At 44.5% G+C, this 16,050-nt stretch carries 18 protein-coding genes; 13 read left to right on the forward strand and 5 right to left on the reverse strand.

The features are described from left to right. The first annotated feature begins 14 nt into the window (after positions 1–14). The 5 genes from JGK36_RS08310 to JGK36_RS08330 all read left to right on the forward strand — a co-directional run bounded on the left by JGK36_RS08310 (position 15) and on the right by JGK36_RS08330 (position 2,643). Entirely contained in the window at positions 15–650 is a 636-nt protein-coding gene (locus JGK36_RS08310) for a type I restriction endonuclease (protein WP_293196689.1), read from the forward strand. Continuing rightward, entirely contained in the window at positions 647–1,114 is a 468-nt protein-coding gene (locus JGK36_RS08315) for a GNAT family N-acetyltransferase (protein WP_293192968.1), read from the forward strand. The genes JGK36_RS08310 and JGK36_RS08315 overlap by 4 nt, the downstream gene beginning before the upstream one ends. Before the next feature lie 408 nt (positions 1,115–1,522). Then, positions 1,523–1,744 carry a hypothetical protein gene (locus tag JGK36_RS08320; protein ID WP_293178115.1) on the forward strand — a complete coding sequence of 74 codons (222 nt, stop codon included), beginning with the start codon at positions 1,523–1,525 and terminating at the stop codon, positions 1,742–1,744. 286 nt (positions 1,745–2,030) lie between these two features. Beyond that, a complete protein-coding gene (locus tag JGK36_RS08325; RefSeq protein WP_293200876.1) occupies positions 2,031–2,303 on the forward strand; it encodes an NfeD family protein in 273 nt (90 codons plus the stop codon). Between the two features lie 94 nt (positions 2,304–2,397). Beyond that, positions 2,398–2,643 (forward strand): NfeD family protein, encoded by a 246-nt coding sequence (locus tag JGK36_RS08330; protein ID WP_293200878.1) that lies wholly within the window; start codon positions 2,398–2,400, stop codon positions 2,641–2,643. A 158-nt stretch (positions 2,644–2,801) separates the two neighbouring features. On the opposite strand, the gene JGK36_RS08335 is transcribed toward JGK36_RS08330, so the two are convergent. Beyond that, positions 2,802–3,944, reverse strand: a complete 1,143-nt coding sequence (locus JGK36_RS08335; RefSeq protein WP_293178121.1) for an Rpn family recombination-promoting nuclease/putative transposase — start codon at positions 3,942–3,944, stop codon at positions 2,802–2,804. A 153-nt stretch (positions 3,945–4,097) separates the two neighbouring features. Between JGK36_RS08335 and JGK36_RS08340 the strand changes: the two genes are divergently transcribed. Together JGK36_RS08340 and JGK36_RS08345 are read left to right on the forward strand one after the other, a co-directional pair. Then, complete coding sequence (locus tag JGK36_RS08340; protein WP_293178124.1) at positions 4,098–4,472, forward strand: type II toxin-antitoxin system RelE/ParE family toxin; 375 nt, start codon at positions 4,098–4,100, stop codon at positions 4,470–4,472. Then, the gene (locus JGK36_RS08345; protein ID WP_293178127.1) at positions 4,469–4,795 is read left to right on the forward strand and encodes an XRE family transcriptional regulator; all 327 of its coding nucleotides are present in this window, start codon (positions 4,469–4,471) and stop codon (positions 4,793–4,795) included. The genes JGK36_RS08340 and JGK36_RS08345 overlap by 4 nt, the downstream gene beginning before the upstream one ends. A gap of 61 nt (positions 4,796–4,856) precedes the next feature. Here JGK36_RS08345 and JGK36_RS08350 read toward each other — a convergent pair whose 3' ends face one another. Next, on the reverse strand, positions 4,857–5,024 hold the full coding sequence (locus JGK36_RS08350; RefSeq protein WP_293196691.1) for a hypothetical protein: 168 nt from the start codon (positions 5,022–5,024) through the stop codon (positions 4,857–4,859). A gap of 149 nt (positions 5,025–5,173) precedes the next feature. On the opposite strand from JGK36_RS08350, the gene JGK36_RS08355 reads away from it, so the two are divergent. The 5 genes from JGK36_RS08355 (at position 5,174) to JGK36_RS08375 (ending at position 10,381) form a co-directional block, all read left to right on the forward strand. Continuing rightward, complete coding sequence (locus tag JGK36_RS08355; protein ID WP_293178133.1) at positions 5,174–7,513, forward strand: NACHT domain-containing NTPase; 2,340 nt, start codon at positions 5,174–5,176, stop codon at positions 7,511–7,513. A gap of 168 nt (positions 7,514–7,681) precedes the next feature. Further along, entirely contained in the window at positions 7,682–8,101 is a 420-nt protein-coding gene (locus JGK36_RS08360; protein WP_293178136.1) for a XisH family protein, read from the forward strand. Next, on the forward strand, positions 8,086–8,421 hold the full coding sequence (locus JGK36_RS08365) for an element excision factor XisI family protein (RefSeq protein WP_293178139.1): 336 nt from the start codon (positions 8,086–8,088) through the stop codon (positions 8,419–8,421). The genes JGK36_RS08360 and JGK36_RS08365 overlap by 16 nt, the downstream gene beginning before the upstream one ends. Before the next feature lie 156 nt (positions 8,422–8,577). Next, positions 8,578–9,456, forward strand: coding sequence for a glycine--tRNA ligase subunit alpha (glyQ, locus tag JGK36_RS08370; protein WP_293196692.1), 879 nt, complete (start codon positions 8,578–8,580; stop codon positions 9,454–9,456). Positions 9,457–9,613: 157 nt separating this feature from the next. Then, positions 9,614–10,381, forward strand: a complete 768-nt coding sequence (locus JGK36_RS08375; protein ID WP_293196693.1) for an ATP-binding cassette domain-containing protein — start codon at positions 9,614–9,616, stop codon at positions 10,379–10,381. 74 nt (positions 10,382–10,455) lie between these two features. Here JGK36_RS08375 and JGK36_RS08380 read toward each other — a convergent pair whose 3' ends face one another. The 3 genes from JGK36_RS08380 to JGK36_RS08390 form a co-directional block, all read right to left on the reverse strand. Then, positions 10,456–12,039, reverse strand: a complete 1,584-nt coding sequence (locus JGK36_RS08380) for an MDR family MFS transporter (protein WP_293196694.1) — start codon at positions 12,037–12,039, stop codon at positions 10,456–10,458. Positions 12,040–12,144: 105 nt separating this feature from the next. Then, positions 12,145–13,413, reverse strand: coding sequence for an MFS transporter (locus tag JGK36_RS08385; protein ID WP_293178151.1), 1,269 nt, complete (start codon positions 13,411–13,413; stop codon positions 12,145–12,147). A 373-nt stretch (positions 13,414–13,786) separates the two neighbouring features. Beyond that, entirely contained in the window at positions 13,787–14,299 is a 513-nt protein-coding gene (locus tag JGK36_RS08390; protein ID WP_293178156.1) for a DUF2808 domain-containing protein, read from the reverse strand. Positions 14,300–14,783: 484 nt separating this feature from the next. Between JGK36_RS08390 and JGK36_RS08395 the strand changes: the two genes are divergently transcribed. Further along, entirely contained in the window at positions 14,784–15,932 is a 1,149-nt protein-coding gene (locus JGK36_RS08395; RefSeq protein WP_293196695.1) for a Re/Si-specific NAD(P)(+) transhydrogenase subunit alpha, read from the forward strand. Positions 15,933–16,050 lie beyond the last annotated feature (118 nt).

A 16,050-nucleotide genomic window follows, 5' to 3' on the forward strand; every position in this document is an offset into this window, starting at 1 on the left:
AGCTACAGAAAACTATGACACAAAGCATTCAAGCAAAAACACTGACACTGCGCGATGTCAAAACAAAATTTAACTTCCAACTTGCTGAAGACGAGCAATTCTTCCGGGAGTGGATTGAAGATTTGCCAGAAATAACAGACGCAGAAAAGCGATCGCTCGACAAGGTAAAAGCAGGCTATATCAATAGTACCTCATACCCTTTCCTAGAAGATACTGTAAAAATGGTGGTACTAGCTCCTTTGCTATTTGTAGCAGATTTTTTCCTAACTCCCTTTCACATAGAATGTGAAAAATCTGTTGAACTGATTGTCGAAGATGAAGATATAATTGTTAGGGGCAGCATAGATGTCCTATTATTGCTGCAATCTTTTTGGGTTGTGGCGATCGAAGCCAAGCGATCCCAATATTCCGTTGAAGCTGGACTTCCTCAATTGCTATTTTATATGCTGAATGACCCAAATTCAGAACAACCAACGTTTGGGCTGCTGACTAATGGCAGCAGTTTCCGATTCATTAAAGTGACTAAACAAGATACACCGCAGTATGCTTTATCTAAGTTGTTTGATATTCAGAATCCCGGCAACGAACTTTACGAAGTTTTTCGCATTTTCAAACGAATCGCTGCTGTAGTTTCCAGCTATAACTCATGATTGCAAGTTCTGTTTCCTTACCATCTGGATGCACAATCCGCCAAGCGTCGGAGCGAGATATCAAATCAATTAGAATGTTAGTTTGGAGTGCGAAACTCGATCCGACTCAGTTGCGCTGGGAGCAATTCTGGGTGATCGAATGTGAGGGGAAATTGGCTGCTTGCGGACAATTGCGGAAGTTTACGGGCGCGGAAGAGTTGGGTAGTTTGGTGGTGGCGAAGGATTGGCGCGATCGCGGTTTGGGCATTTACCTGACAAAACATTTAATTCAACAGGCTACAGAACCGCTATATTTAGAATGTTTGGGAAAGCGGCTCGCATCATTTTATACCCGCTTTGGCTTCGTAGAAGTTTCCGTGCAAGATTTGCCGCAGTCCCTGAAATTCAAGTTCGGTTTGTCTCAGTTAGGTAAAACTTTATTCAGACTTCCGGTAACAATTATGCAGTATCAAGCAGGTTCTTGATAATTATGACTTTTATGAAATTGAGATTCTGAATTTATGAATTAATTTTAAGTTCGATTTGTTCAATAATTGCGATTACAGGGCTAAGGCTAAAAAATGGTTTTGTACGCTACTTAGAGGATTCGCTGTTCGTACTTATTCCGCACTCTATATATACAGATTATGCTTCTGGGGCTGACTTCAGTCCTGATGAGACAAGAAAGGACTGAAGTCCGAACCATCGAACCTCAGACAACAACGGACTGAAGTCCGAACCATCGAACCTGTAACGGGTATTTTACTAGCGATGGTGTCGGTCACGCACTAGATATGTATGGATGTTCCGGATTGCCCGATCGACTTTGCGTAAACTCAGGATTCACAGCCTGCGGTAGTCCAGTTGCCTAAATTGGCACAGCTACCAGTCAGATGAGTAGGCTGAAACTATTGATAAATCGTTGTTTGCAGGCTGACGAGTGTCCTGTGCCAGTACCAGACGATAAAAGTGTCAGGGCGATCGCACCAAACACATTCGATTCCTGGGAAATTAGTAAGTGTCAAGCAAACGAGTCACAGCCCAATCACAAAAAAGCAACCCCAAAAATAAAACATCTTCACAGCAGCAGTAATGCGGAATCAGCCAATCCCTAGTGTAGATAACCACATCTACCCTTGAGGTAAATCCCACCCACGGCTCAACCACTAAATCGTTAATTCAATACCTCGGAATTACCGAAGTTAAACTCCCGCAACCGCTTCTCAAATCCCTTCTAAATTTCAAAAATTCTTGGGCTTCGATCCGGATAAAAGAAGGAAAGACAAGAACAATGAAATATCAGGACAATCAATCAATCTCAACCGAGGAAATGCAGCCTCTCAAATAGCATAAAGCGACAATTACACATCCATATATTGTAACACAACAGGAGTAAATATTATGTTCAACGTAGTAAAAGCTTTCGGCTCTATCTTCTCCACTCAAGGATACAGCACAGCCAACAATTACGTCAACACCAACTTTAACTATTTCAATGAAGAAGCAGTCGTCGATGAATCGATTTATCCGAATCAAACAGGTCGCGTCCGCTTCCAAGGTAGCTGGTGGCCCGCACGGTGCGATCGCCAAATCACTCTCACACCCGGAGACACGGTTTATGTCATCGGCGTTGACAGCATCACTCTGTTAGTTTCGCTCACTCCCGCAGACTAAATCAGAGGATGAACAACTAGGAAATGCGACCTTTCAAATAGCAGAAACAGGCGATTAAACTTCGATATATTTTAATACAAAAGGAGTCAGGGAAATGTTTAACTTAGCAAAAGCTTTCGGTGCGATTTTTTCTGTTCACACCTACAGCACAGAAAACAATATGTTAGTGGACAACTACATCAATACCAATTTTGTCTATTTCAACGAAGAAGCAGTCGTCGATGAATCGATTTACCCGAATCAAACAGGTCGCGTCCGCTTCCAAGGTAGCTGGTGGCCCGCACGGTGCGATCGTTTTAGTTTCCCTCACTCCCGCCGACTAAAAGAGAAAGTAATCTAAACCTTTTCACGGTAAGAGCCCCGAATTCTTCAAGAAGTCGGGGCTCTTACTGTTCTGTTGTTGAGCGGCAATTAGGCTTAAGTACCCCCTTTATTTCTTAGCCCGCGCACCATCCGGGCTTTGTTTGTGTAGTAGCGGTTTCAACCGCCGGATTATAGCTACAATAAAATGGCATTTTTGAGAGCTTGTTTGTTGGGGCGATCGCCCATTTGAGATTCGCTACTTTCTGGACTGACTGCTGTTGTTTCTGATGCTTTAGCTGGCGGTAGTGGTTCGAGCAGTTTGGATTGAGCTTCCTGAATTGAAGGGTAATTTTCAGCCCAGGATGAAATCACTTCTGAAAGAACATCGCTTTTATCGGATAAGGGTTCAATTAGCTGCGCTAGTTCAGTTAATTGTGTGGCCGAAAAGAGCGATCGCTGGTGAGTTAATAGTTCGATCAACGAGTCAATCTTTTGTTCGGGGACTGACATGGATTCCCGTTGGATTTTGTGAATTGTTTGCCGCACAAATTCTACAGACAAATCTAATAATTGTGCGATCGTCTCTAAATTCATTCCAAACGCGATCATCCGACGAATGGCTTCTAACTTCGCCTGCTGCTCACCTTGTTCGAGTCCTTGTTCGAGTCCTTCTTCTAAACCTTCTTGCTTGACTTCCTGATAAAATCGAGTTTGTCTGAGTTCGCTTAAATTCAACATGGTGGCAATTTCCTCGCGGCTTTTCTGGGGGAGTTTGTAGACGATAATTGTTTCGATGAGGTTGATTAAATCGCGCAAAACGGTGGGATCGGACAACTGCTGTCGGGCCATTGCGATCGATTGGCGTGCTTGTTCTGCGGCTGTCTCTGCTGGCTCGATTACCAGTTTAACAATTTTGACTCCCAGCGAGCGATCGGCGGCTTCTGGCAATTCATCGAGGTAAATCCGTTGCACCCGCTGACTGGTTAGGAGTTCCTGAAATTGCAGCATCTGTTCGTGTTCGATGCGACGATTGGGATAGATGACAACCACGCGCCAAGGATTGACGGGTTTGTATTGTCGCAGATAGAGAAAGAGCTCGCCAAAGATGCGGTAGTACAAGTCGGGATCGGGTTGAAACTGAACTTCCGCTAAGTAAAATGGTTTTTCCGGTTCTTCGGTGGTGGGGAGAAATAAGCCATCGATGCGGAATGCCAGTTGTTTGATTTCGCGGGAGGTGAATTCATAGGCGGCGGCTTCTTCTGGAGGGCGATCGATCAGTTCAAAGAAGAAGCTGGGAAATTCCTGAAACAGGCTGTAGAAAATGGTGTCTGTTTTCATGAGTTGTCGATGGGAATCGAAGATTGGTATTATACCATGCCAAGAGAGGAACAAACATAACGCAAGAACCCACAATCGGGGAAATTGATTTTTAGGCTTGGCAACATTTTATGCTATTGTCTAACTTTGTTTTTACAGGAAATTTCGGATAAAATGGTCGATAACAAAGATACTACAGAAGTGCCTTTACGACCTCTTGTTTGGATGGGAGACTCTCGCAAAAATATCCGCGAGTTTCCTGAAGAGGTACAAAAAGCCGTAGGTTATTCCCTACAACTGGTGCAAGCTGGGGAAACACCTTTGTCAGCCAAGCCCTTTAAAGGGGTGGAAAGCGGTGTGTATGAAATCGTCAAACGTTACGATACCGATACTTACAGGGCAGTTTATGCTGTAAAGATTGGTGAAAAAATCTATGTATTGCACGCTTTTCAGAAGAAATCAAAGCAAGGGATTAAAACCCCACAGGCTGATGTTGACTTAATTAAAAAACGCTATCAAGACGCACTAGCTAGGGAGGAACAATTATGACAGAAGAAACTATTTTTGAAGAAAGCAGTGGTAATGTATTTGCTGACCTTGGATTGGCAGATGCTGATGAACTTTTTGCGCGAGGTAAAATCGGTATTCAGGTACTTCGCCTGTTAAAACAGCGCAACTTAGAACAGCGTGAAATGAGCGAATTACTTGGAATTCCACAGCCAGAAGTATCTCATTTAATGAACGGAGAGTTTCAACGGTTCAGCGAAGGAAAACTACTGATTTTCCTGAAGCGACTCGATACGGAAATCACCTTACATCTTCGCCCTCGTAATGGGGGAAATCAATCTGCTGAAACTGTGATATTGCTATAGGAATTGGGGAACCGATCGCCCTGTTGAATTTTTTCGCAAAGGCGATCGGGGCTTCTAGCTTTTATCTATTTGACTCGTCTCTCTCATCTTTCTGCAATGCTGTCAGAATTTGAAAGCACAGCTTGAGTAGAAACAGCAGAAATCCTGCGTGGGGATTGAGGCAAGTGGCAACGCCCACCACTGCAAACTCGCTTACTTTGATCCATTTCTTTTTGTTTGAAATCTTCATGTTGGTCATCTTTGTTGAAACTCTCAACAATCTGCCAAATGCAAGATAGGAGGCTGGTTTTAGATCCGATCGCCTATCGCTCAGGTTATGTACAAGTTTGTCCAAGTTACGATCGCGTCGCTATAATTGGAGAAACCTGAAACCACTACATGACGGAACCTAGCGGGCGATCTCTCAAGCTATCGCCAACTCAAGTGAAAAACGCGGACATCGCATTAGCAAAATTTGGTAGCAAATCCGATTTGGCTGCTCAATTACAAATGTCGCGTACCACCATCAACAAATTTTTCCAAGGTAAACCCGTTCAGCGCAAGCAGTTTCTTGACATCTGCAAAAAGCTCAAAATGAAATGGGAACCCGATGATGAACAGGTTCAGGAGAAAGGTAAACCACCAAATTCCCTGTCAGATCCGCCTCTGGAGAGCCCGAAAGATGATATTGATGCGTTGGTTCAGCAGGTACGATCGCGCCTCCATGATGACATCCAACGCTTACATGGCACGATGCCACTTTGGGGTGTCGATCGTTGCGTGCCGTTGGGTGAATTGTTTGTAGATGTCAATATTCTGAAGGAGCTGAGTAGTAGTCATAAGTCAGAACTCAATGACTTGTGGCAAGATTTCAGCAACAATCCCAGCCATCGCAGTTTAGATCGCATTGGCTTGGGCATGGAACGGCAACGGGTGTCAGGCTTAGAGGTGCTGGCGAAGAATACAAACCTAATGGTGGTGGGCAAACCGGGTTCGGGGAAAACTACGTATTTGCAACGAGTGGCGACGGAGTGCAACGCAGGGAATTTACAAACGTACCGGATTCCGTTTTTGATTAAACTGCGAGATTTTGTCGAGGATGGGCGTGAGGTTGCTTATTCGCTAGAGCGTTATCTAGGGCAATGCTGGCGGTTATCGGATGCAGAAACTCAATTGATATTCGATCGAGGTCGGGTGCTGGTGTTGCTGGATGGATTGGATGAGGTGACGGGAGAAGATGGGAAGAACATCGCCAAGGAAATCAAGCGGTTTGCTCGTACTTATCCGCAGGTGCAGGTAATCGTAACTTGTCGGACGCAGAGTCAGGAATCGCGGTTTGAGAAGTTTGATTATGTGGAAGTAGCTGATTTTAATGAGTCGCAGGCGCGATCGTTTTCAGAACATTGGTTTAAGACGGTGATGGGGGATGAGTCAGGAGGATTGGCGAAAGCGCGAGAGTTTTTAGAACAACTATTTTTAGAGGCAAATAAGCCGATTCGGGAGTTAGCGATTACGCCGATTTTGCTAAGTTTGACTTGTGCGGTGTTTCACCAGACGGGGAAGTTTTACTCAAAGCGTTCTAAGCTGTATGAAGAAGGGTTGGAGTTGCTGCTGGAACAGTGGGACAAGTCGCGGGAGATTGAGCGAGATGAGATTTATCGAGATTTGTCGGTGGAGCGAAAGCTAGAATTATTGAGCTTTCTGGCAGTGAAGAAGTTTGAGCAAGAGCAATATGTGTTGTTTGAGCAGGCGGAGATTGAGGGTTATATTGCTGAGTTTTTGGGGATTGGGCAGCGGGATAGTCGGACAGTATTGAGGGCAATGGAAGCACAGCATGGGTTGTTAATTGAGCGAAGTCAGAAGGTTTGGTCATTTTCACATCTGACGTTTCAAGAGTATTTGGTGGCGAAGTGGTTTTGCAGGTATACCCCTTGGGATAAATTAGTCAAATATCTTCCAGACAAACCTTGGCAGCAAGTTTTTCTGTTAATAGCAGATATAACTCAAGATGCTGACAGTTTACTGCTACAAATGAAGCAAGCTATTGACAAAAATTTAATTGATATGGAAGGTGAATTGTATGAATTATTTAAGTGGCTTAATACAATTGCTTATTCTCATAAATATTTTATTCATATGGATGATAAAATTACAAGTCCCGTTATCCCGAAAGTAAGTGCAATCCGGATATTTTACTTCGAGCTTTTCTTTTCCATACCAGGCGATAAATATCAGTTTTTACCCAGAAATTCTTATCCTATTGCGATTTGTATAGATCGACATTTGATGTCATTTTCTACATTTGCAATTAATGATTTATTAGCAACTTGTATCTATATAGCACGTGGACTCATGGAAAAATACCACAGGACAAATGCGATGGCTCTCCTTTCAAATTTATCAAGATTTAGGGGTGGCAATATTGAAAGATTAAGAGACTTAATACCTGAATCTGAAAAAGGAAGAATTCTTTGTGACCTGCCGCCCAATCCTTGGTGGAAAAAGAACGGAGATGAATGGATTAGACAGTTAAAATCTGTTATGAATATTAGTGACTTATGGGAATTCAATAAAGAACAAAAAGATTTCTTACAAAGTTACTATTACTGTAATACTGTTTTGATAAAATGTTTGATAGAAAGTGTAGTGGTCAGTAATGATGTAAAGAAAGAAATAGAAGATATACTTTTGTTACCGATCGCCGAAATCGAAAAACGCAAACGTGAAAAAGCCGAGTAGGGCGATTCTACTCAAGATATGGAGCGCTCGGATATTTTTTATTGAGTTATTCAATCCGCGACAGCCAAAGGAGTGAAATGATTCTCTAAATTTTTGTCCCTTATCAAGCTATGGCAAATTCTGTCAAATTGTGCTAAAATATAACGAGATATCAAGCTTTGATAACTAATGTCTAGACGCGATAATTTACATCTATCCCTGCGCCACACTCTCGAAAAAGATGGGTGGACAATTACGGATGACCCCTTAATCTTAGTGTTAGAACAAACGCTCTTGAAACCTGATTTAGGAGCAGAAAAGATTTTCGCAGCAGAAAAAGAAGAACGGAAAATAGCTGTGGAAATCAAAGACTTCGACTCTCCTTCCGTAATTAATGAATTGGAAAAAACGATGGGACAGCTTCAGCTTTACCAATGGGCCTTGGAGGAGCAAGAGCAGAAACGGCAGTTGTTCCTAGCTATCAGTCAAACCATCTATATTCGACATTTCCAAAAACCAATTTTTCAGCTAGCCGTTCAACGGAATAGAATTAACTTATTAGTTTACGAACCAGACCAGGAGGCTATTGTTCAATGGATCGCTCACTAAATTATGCAGATATCCTGAAACAAACGCTACAAGAAGCAACTCGATCGCAACCTCGCTTACAAGCGATTCAGCTTTATCCTGTCTGCGATACCGATTCAGGTCATTTCCTGATTCTCGCTACAGGTTGGGATAAGCAACGCTGGATGGACACGATTCTGTTTCACGCTCGCTTGGTCGATCGCCATGTCATCATTGAAGAAGATAACTTTGAGGAAGGGTTAACCCCTGCACTGATTGTCGCAGGTATCCAACCAGAGCATATTATGACTGGTCTTGATTATCAAAATAGTGCTAGCCCAGTGGTGTTTCAGGCGGTTTAGCGATCGCCTCCCAGAAGCCATCGATCGCAATAACTCGATCGATACAATATACCTGAAAAAGAACTTAAATAGCCAGCGATACAGGGTTTATTTCAATAAACCCTGCCTTGAGTATGCTTAAATAAGTTTAGACACTCCCTAACCCTATTTAAACCAGTGAACTTTCAATCAGTCATTGCCACCTTAAACAAATTCTGGAGCGATCGAGGCTGCCTGATCGCCCAATCCTACGACACAGAAAAAGGTGCAGGAACCATGAATCCCCACACCTTTCTCAGAGCGATCGGCCCCGAACCTTGGTCTGTCGCCTACGTCGAACCCTGTCGCCGCCCCACCGACGGACGCTACGGCGAAAATCCCAATCGCTTCCAACATTACTATCAATATCAAGTTTTAATTAAGCCATCTCCTCCTAATATCCAAGAAATCTATTTAGACTCACTGAGAGCATTAGGAATTAAACCAGAAGACCACGATATTCGCTTCGTAGAAGATAACTGGGAATCTCCGACTTTGGGAGCTTGGGGTGTTGGTTGGGAAGTCTGGCTTGATGGGATGGAAATTACCCAATTTACCTATTTTCAACAGTGCGGCAGCATTGATTGTCGCCCGGTTTCGATTGAGATTACCTACGGGCTAGAACGCCTCGCGATGTATCTCCAAGAAGTTGATGCGATGACTAAAATTCAGTGGAAAGATGGCATTACTTACGGCGATGTTCACTTGCAAGGGGAAATAGAACAGTGTACTTATAATTTTGAAGCTTCTAATCCTGAATTGCTGTTTACTTTGTTTGGGCTGTACGAACAAGAAGCAGAACAATTGACTAAGAAGGGATTGGTTTTGCCTAGTCTTGATTATGTGTTAAAATGTTCGCATACTTTCAATTTGCTCGATGCTAGAGGTGTGATTTCGGTAACGGAGAGAACTCGGTACATTACCAAAATTCGCAACTTGGCGCGGCGGGTGGCTCAGCTTTATTTGGAACAGCGGGAACAGTTGGGTTTCCCATTGGAGAAAGCTGTGAAGGTTTGAGAAGTAAGTAATGTGAAATTCGGGTGCATCTGGGTTTTGAAGAGGGCGAAGCATTACCGCATATAAGTTATTAGTTATAATCTTATGCTGATTGCGGTAATGCTTCGCCCCTACACACATATTTGCTTGCAGAAATATCATATTTTAAATTAATTTAATGCCTAATTATTCTGAAAATTATCCAGAAACTACTCCTCAATTGCGGGTTGATGGTGTAAGTTTGAAAACACCGATCGCCTCTAGCTACTTATTGGACAATATCTCGTTTCAGGTACAAAAGGGCGATCGCGTCGCAATTGTCGGCCCTTCGGGGGCTGGGAAAACTACGCTGTTGCGGTTGTTAAACCGACTCAGCAGCCCCACGACTGGCTCGATTTATCTTGAAAATACGGAATACCGGCAAATTCCGGCGATCGAACTTCGGCGCCAAATTACCCTGATTCTACAGGAATCGAAGCTGTTGGGGATGTCGGTGCGGGAAGCTTTGGCTTATCCTTTGAAGCTGCGGGGCGTGAATTCATCAAACATTGCTGAGAGAATTAGCGGGGCGATCGCACAACTGCGGATACCCCAAGAATTACTCGATCGCACGGAATTGCAGCTTTCCACGGGCCAAAAGCAGTTAGTGGCGATCGCCCGCGGCATCATTCTACAACCAAAAATCTTGCTTTTAGACGAACCAACATCCGCCCTCGATGCAGGAAAAGCCGCCAACCTTTTGGAAGTATTGACACAGCTAACTAACAATCAAACCACAATTTTAATGGTCAATCACCAATTAGAATTATCCGAGCAATTTAGCACCAGAATTCTGCATTTACAGCGCGGAAAACTCATCGAAGATTTGCCATCTAATCAAATAGATTGGGTGCAACTACGACAAAATTTAATCCAAGCAGAAGCAGAAGCCCAACAAGAATGGTGAATAAACTAAAAAACATTTCTTGAGGTACGTTGTTGCGCTTCAGCGCTTTTTTATATAGAAGAAAGCGCTGAATCTCAATGAGCACCCCCACCACCAGCACCCGGTTTCACCTTTTGAAAACCCAAAATAGCAATCCCGCTTAACAACAAAGCAATTCCCACAAAGTAAAAACAATCATTAAAAGCCATCACATAAGCTTCCCGACGAACCAAACCATCAATCGCCTTAATTGCCTGTTCTTTCGCCACACTCAAATCAGCACCGCGACTCACAAAATACTGAGTCATTTGATTAAGTCTTTCCTGCGTCGCCGGATTGTACAAAGAAACAGATTCCCCCAATCGATTCGAGTGAAATTGCTCGCGCTGCGTCACCAAAGTTGCTAAGGCCGCAATCCCCATCGAACCTCCCATATTTCGCATCATATTAAACAAACCCGAAGCCGAACCAGCCTCGTGTCTCTCCATACCAGCAGTTGCGATCGTTGACAGCGGCACCATAATTAAAGGCTGCCCGACAGCGCGAACTAATTGCGACCAACGCAACTGATCGATACCCGTTTCGTGAGTCATGCTGGCATTCATAAAACAACTCACCGCAAACAAACTCACACCTATACCGATTAGCAACCGCATATCGATGCGCTGCATCAATTTCGGCACCACCGGCACGATGAATAACTGCGGTACGCCAGCCCACATAATTACCTCGCCAATTTGCATGGCATTGTACTGCTGGATCTGACCTAAATACAGTGGTAAAATGAACACCGAACCGTACAATCCTACACCTAACGAAACATTGACAATAGTTGCTAAGCCGAAATTGCGGCGAGTTAGCAGTCGTAGATTAATAAACGGTTTTTTTCGAGTTAGTTCAATCCAGAAAAAAGCGCCGAGAAATATAGCAGCAACTATGCTTAAACGCACAATAAAATCAGAACTAAACCAGTCTTTGCGGCTGCCTTCTTCTAACACAACTTGGAGGGAACCCAAGCCGATCGCCATTGAGGCAATTCCCCACCAGTCGCCACCTTTGAGCAGTTCTAGCCGCAACGGTGCAGGGGCGACGGCATACCACACAGCAGCTAGCAGCATCAGCCCCGGCACCAAGTTTAAATAAAAGACATATTGCCAGCCGTAATTCTCCGTCAGCCAACCTCCCAATGTCGGGCCAATCGATGGTGCAAAAGTCGCTGTCAGTGCAAACATCGCCATGCCAATCGGCTGCTTTTTGGGCGGCAAATTGGTCAGCAAAAACGTAAAAGCCATCGGAATTAAAATTCCGCCACTCAATCCTTGTAAAGCCCTAAATACAATCATTGAAGTCAAATTCCACGCCCAAGCGCAGCACATGGAAAAGAAGACAAAGAAAGCGGCATTTACCAAGATGTAGCGGCGCACTGAGAACACCTGCGACAGCCAACCCGTAATCGGAATGACGACTATTTCTGCGACTAGATAGGCGGTGGAAATCCAAGAACCTTCTTCTAATGTTGCGCCTAAAGCTGCTTGAATATCTCGGAGAGAAGCGTTGGTGATTTGGATGTCCAAAACTGCCATGAATGCGCCGAGAATTGTTCCCATGACGCCGATCCAGGTTTTTAGGGGAACGCGATCGTCGCTCTGCTTCTGGGGAATTGCACTGGTATTTGCCATTGGTTTTACCTCTGGTGTAATGAATTTGGATTTTTTAACCGCAGAGGGCGCAGAGGGCGCAGAGTAAGAGAGGGGAATCAAGAAGGAGAGAAGTTTACCAATTTTTTAGGAAATTAAACCCATTTTTTGATAAAGTGGTCTGACTAAGTTTTTTAAAGCTGGCAACTGTCTGGTAAAAATTATTGAACCTAAAATACAAATTATACCACCAAGTATGACTGTATTGGGAGAGCCGATATAATTTGCCATTCCACCTGCTACTAAATTACCAAACGGTGTCACTCCAAAAAATGCCATCGTGTAGATGCTCATTACTCTGCCACGTTTGTCGTCTTCTACTATTGTTTGCAAAAATGTGTTTCCTCCGGCAAATTGGATGATGAAACCAAATCCTACAAACAACATCATGATTAATGACAGCCACAAAATGCGGGACAAGCCAAAACCAATCAATCCAAATCCCATGATTGCTGGCGAAATTGCAATCAGTTTGCCGATGCCTACGATACTTTTTCGTCCGATTAAATAAATCGCGCCTGCAAATGCTCCGACTCCGGAAGCTGCCATCAAAAATCCGAGGGTTTGCGGGCCGCCGTTGAGAATTTTGGTGGCAAAAATTGGGACTAATACTGTGTGGGACATTCCGGCGAAGCTGACTAATGCTAATAGCAGTAAGATGGCTCGAATCGGGGGAAATCCGAAGGCGTAATCGAATCCTTCTTTTAATCTTTGTAAGGGTTTGGTATTGCTTGCTGCTATTTTACGGGGTTTGATCTTCATTGCTAATAAGCCTGCAATGACGGCGATGTAGCTGATTCCGTCCAGCAGAAAACAATAACTCGGGCCGACTGTACCTATCACTAATCCGGCAATTGCTGGGCCGATGAGTCGCGCTCCGTTGAACATGGAAGCGTTGAGGGCGATCGCATTTGCTAAGTCTTCTTTTTTTTCTACGAGCTCGGACACAAAAGCTTGCCGTGCGGGCGCGTCAAAGGCGTTGATTGCTCCTTGACAGAAACTCAGTATCAGGATTTGCCAAATGTTGATGACTCCTGTTAGCGCTAAAAATGCTAGGGCTAAGGATTGAACCATCGCTAAGATTTGAGTGGCAATTATCACTCGGTGCCGATTCGTGCGATCGATTAAAACTCCGGCAAAAGGCAGTAAGATTAATGTGGGAATTTGACTGGTAAATCCGACTACGCCCAGCATCCAAGGTGAATCGCTTAAATTGTAGACCAGCCACACTGTAGCAACTTGGGTCATCCAACTGCCAATCAGCGAGATGCCTTGTCCTGCAAAAAATAGGCGGTAGTTTTGCGATCGCAGTGCTGGCGGAAGTTTGATTTTTTTGATTTTTGCTAGAAGATTCATGTATCAGTTTCGTCAATATTTTGTATGGTAGCGCCCCGGAGCATACGTCTAATTAGTTAGGGCAACCATCGGGGAATTACCATAGACTTATTTTACGAATCAAATACAATTGCGGTATGAGCCTCTGGTTCTATTTTAGGATTTCGGAAAATTAGGATTTGAGTATTCAGGGTTTATGCACTCCTTGCAAAGAAACCGGGTTTTTTGCGTATCTGCGGGCTGCAATCTAGTATTTTTGAGAAAAAACCCGGTTTCTGGCCATCGGTGCGATCGCGAATTATCTTGTTAATTTCTTCCCTACAGCAAAACGATCGCCACAGTTGAGTTTTTCTGTCGCGATCGCCTGTTTAGCTAAAATTTGCTTCCGGGAACCTCAATCAATGCTCAACAGCCAAGTCCCTAAATAACGCATCAATGGAACGTCCCCAGGAGTGCGAATGCGGACGTTGAAATGGTACATTCCGCCCGGACTTGGGTTTCTGACGTTGGAGAGGACAACTTCAACGTTGTTACCGGCAGGAATTGGCTCTGCGGGATAAATTTCTATGAATCGATTTTCTTTGTCCCAGATTACTTCTTGCAATGCTATTGTTTTGTCTTTGACGCGCACTTTAATGTCTTTTTGGTCGAATTCGCCTTTGTAATAGTCTGGATAAGTAATGTTGAGTTGGGCGATCGCCAAACTTACTTTTTTGGAAGGAATTCGCAGCCGGTATCTGTCGCCAACCATTCCGGCTTTGCCGTAATCCAAGCGATAGTTTAACTGGTTGGCGCGTTCTGGGCCGCCGAAAATCGTGAATCCGGGCATCGACTGGGCTAAACTGATGGCCGGTAAGCCTGTCAGCAAGCAACCTGTAACTGCTAGTGCTGAAAATAATCGTTTCATAATCACTCCTCTAATCAAACTGCTGGTGAAGCTTAAATATCGATCGCCCGAAATTTGCGATCGAGCCTACAATATACCGAATTTCTCAATAATTCTCTCAGCCGAAACGCCCGCGCTCGCTCAATTTTTTTTTGCGTAATAATACTGACAACAGACATTCAAACTACCGAATTAGGCAGCATTGTATCATATCACCCTGGGCTGCAAGGTTAACAGTTTAGTGAATTTGAATCTATAAGACAAGTTAAAGAAGCGAGTGTAATTTTGGGGATCGGCTTTAGTATCAACGTGAGAAGCCAGCGATTGAAGTCGCACGCCAAACAAACGAAGACAGCCAGCGATTGAAATCGCGCCTACACAAACGATGTCCGCCGGACGCCGACTGGGAAATTTGAATTTCAACCTGCTCCCGTCAGGTTTTGTCTGTGTAGACGCGGTTTCAACCGCCCTGTCTATGTCTGTGTCTAGAGTATAAGGAGAGTCCATGAAATTAGCGATCGCCAAAGAAGTCGAAGCAGAGGAACGCCGGGTAGCCTTAGTACCCGACGTTGTAGCCCGATTAGTCAAACAAGGCGTCGAAGTTTGGGTTGAGGCGGGTGCGGGTGCAAAATCCTTTTTCTCGGATCTTGCTTACGAAGAAGCCGGAGCTCGTGTTGTCGCCGATACCGCTACGCTGTGGGGCGAAGCCGATGTCGTCGTCAAAATCGGGGAGCTCAAAGAATCAGAAGTTCACCAACTTCGCGAAGGAGGAGTTTTCATCGGATTTTTGAATCCCTTGGGAAATCCGGCGTTAGTACAGCGGTTGGCCGATCGCAAAATAACTGCATTCAGCATGGAAATGATTCCGCGCACCAGCCGCGCCCAAAGCATGGATGCACTATCATCCCAGGCCAACGTCGCCGGCTACAAAGCCGTACTGATTGCAGCCTGTGCATTACCGAAATATTTCCCGATGTTGACAACAGCGGCGGGTACAATTCGCCCCGCGAAAATATTGGTGATGGGTGTGGGCGTTGCGGGCTTACAGGCGATCGCCACAGCACGTCGTTTGGGCGCAGTCGTCGAAGCATTTGACATCCGCCCGGAAACAAAAGAACAAGTGCAAAGTTTGGGCGCTAAATTTATTGATGTCGAACTCAAAGAAGAAACTGTAGCAGCAGGCGGCTATGCTAAAGAATTATCAGAAGCAGCTAAAGAACACACCCGCCAAGTGCTCACCCAGCACGTCGGCGCTTCTGATGCAGTAATTACAACCGCTCAAGTTCCTGGTAGAAAAGCCCCGATTTTAGTTACCAGAGAAATGGTTTCTCAAATGAAACCGGGAGCAATAATTGTTGACTTGGCAGCGGAACAAGGTGGCAATTGTGAGTGTACGGAAGCAGGCAAAGATGTTGAATGGAACGGAGTTAATGTCATCGGTCCGATTAATTTACCGTCGTCGATGCCAGTACACGCTAGTGAAACTTACTCGAAGAATGTCTCGGCTTTGCTTCAGTTGATGCTGAAAGATAAGGAACTCAATTTAAATTTTGAAGATGATATCATTGCTGGTTCCTGTGTGGCTCGTGATGGCGAAATTAGCAACCAGCGAGTGCGGGATGCTTTGGCGGCTCAGGCTTCAGTCGTTAGTTAGATGATTGTTTGCAAGAATACCCGGCGATTGAAATCGCGGCTACACAAACAATGTCCGCCTCCGCGGACTAATGAAGCCCCGGCGATTGAAATCGCGGCTACACAAACAATGTCCGCCT

Origin of the sequence: Microcoleus sp. PH2017_35_SFW_U_B (assembly GCF_020737865.1) — a bacterium.
Taxonomy (GTDB): Bacteria; Cyanobacteriota; Cyanobacteriia; order Cyanobacteriales; family Microcoleaceae; genus Microcoleus.

What these genes read in the sequence shown, in the direction of transcription:
- JGK36_RS08310 (WP_293196689.1), top strand. Translation starts at nt 15, where the DNA reads ATGACACAAAGCATTCAAGCAAAAACACTGACACTGCGCGATGTCAAA.
- JGK36_RS08315 (WP_293192968.1), top strand. Translation starts at nt 647, where the DNA reads ATGATTGCAAGTTCTGTTTCCTTACCATCTGGATGCACAATCCGCCAA.
- JGK36_RS08320 (WP_293178115.1), top strand. Translation starts at nt 1,523, where the DNA reads ATGAGTAGGCTGAAACTATTGATAAATCGTTGTTTGCAGGCTGACGAG.
- JGK36_RS08325 (WP_293200876.1), top strand. Translation starts at nt 2,031, where the DNA reads ATGTTCAACGTAGTAAAAGCTTTCGGCTCTATCTTCTCCACTCAAGGA.
- JGK36_RS08330 (WP_293200878.1), top strand. Translation starts at nt 2,398, where the DNA reads ATGTTTAACTTAGCAAAAGCTTTCGGTGCGATTTTTTCTGTTCACACC.
- JGK36_RS08335 (WP_293178121.1), bottom strand. Translation starts at nt 3,944, where the DNA reads ATGAAAACAGACACCATTTTCTACAGCCTGTTTCAGGAATTTCCCAGC.
- JGK36_RS08340 (WP_293178124.1), top strand. Translation starts at nt 4,098, where the DNA reads ATGGTCGATAACAAAGATACTACAGAAGTGCCTTTACGACCTCTTGTT.
- JGK36_RS08345 (WP_293178127.1), top strand. Translation starts at nt 4,469, where the DNA reads ATGACAGAAGAAACTATTTTTGAAGAAAGCAGTGGTAATGTATTTGCT.
- JGK36_RS08350 (WP_293196691.1), bottom strand. Translation starts at nt 5,024, where the DNA reads ATGAAGATTTCAAACAAAAAGAAATGGATCAAAGTAAGCGAGTTTGCA.
- JGK36_RS08355 (WP_293178133.1), top strand. Translation starts at nt 5,174, where the DNA reads ATGACGGAACCTAGCGGGCGATCTCTCAAGCTATCGCCAACTCAAGTG.
- JGK36_RS08360 (WP_293178136.1), top strand. Translation starts at nt 7,682, where the DNA reads ATGTCTAGACGCGATAATTTACATCTATCCCTGCGCCACACTCTCGAA.
- JGK36_RS08365 (WP_293178139.1), top strand. Translation starts at nt 8,086, where the DNA reads ATGGATCGCTCACTAAATTATGCAGATATCCTGAAACAAACGCTACAA.
- JGK36_RS08375 (WP_293196693.1), top strand. Translation starts at nt 9,614, where the DNA reads ATGCCTAATTATTCTGAAAATTATCCAGAAACTACTCCTCAATTGCGG.
- JGK36_RS08380 (WP_293196694.1), bottom strand. Translation starts at nt 12,039, where the DNA reads ATGGCAAATACCAGTGCAATTCCCCAGAAGCAGAGCGACGATCGCGTT.
- JGK36_RS08385 (WP_293178151.1), bottom strand. Translation starts at nt 13,413, where the DNA reads ATGAATCTTCTAGCAAAAATCAAAAAAATCAAACTTCCGCCAGCACTG.
- JGK36_RS08390 (WP_293178156.1), bottom strand. Translation starts at nt 14,299, where the DNA reads ATGAAACGATTATTTTCAGCACTAGCAGTTACAGGTTGCTTGCTGACA.
- JGK36_RS08395 (WP_293196695.1), top strand. Translation starts at nt 14,784, where the DNA reads ATGAAATTAGCGATCGCCAAAGAAGTCGAAGCAGAGGAACGCCGGGTA.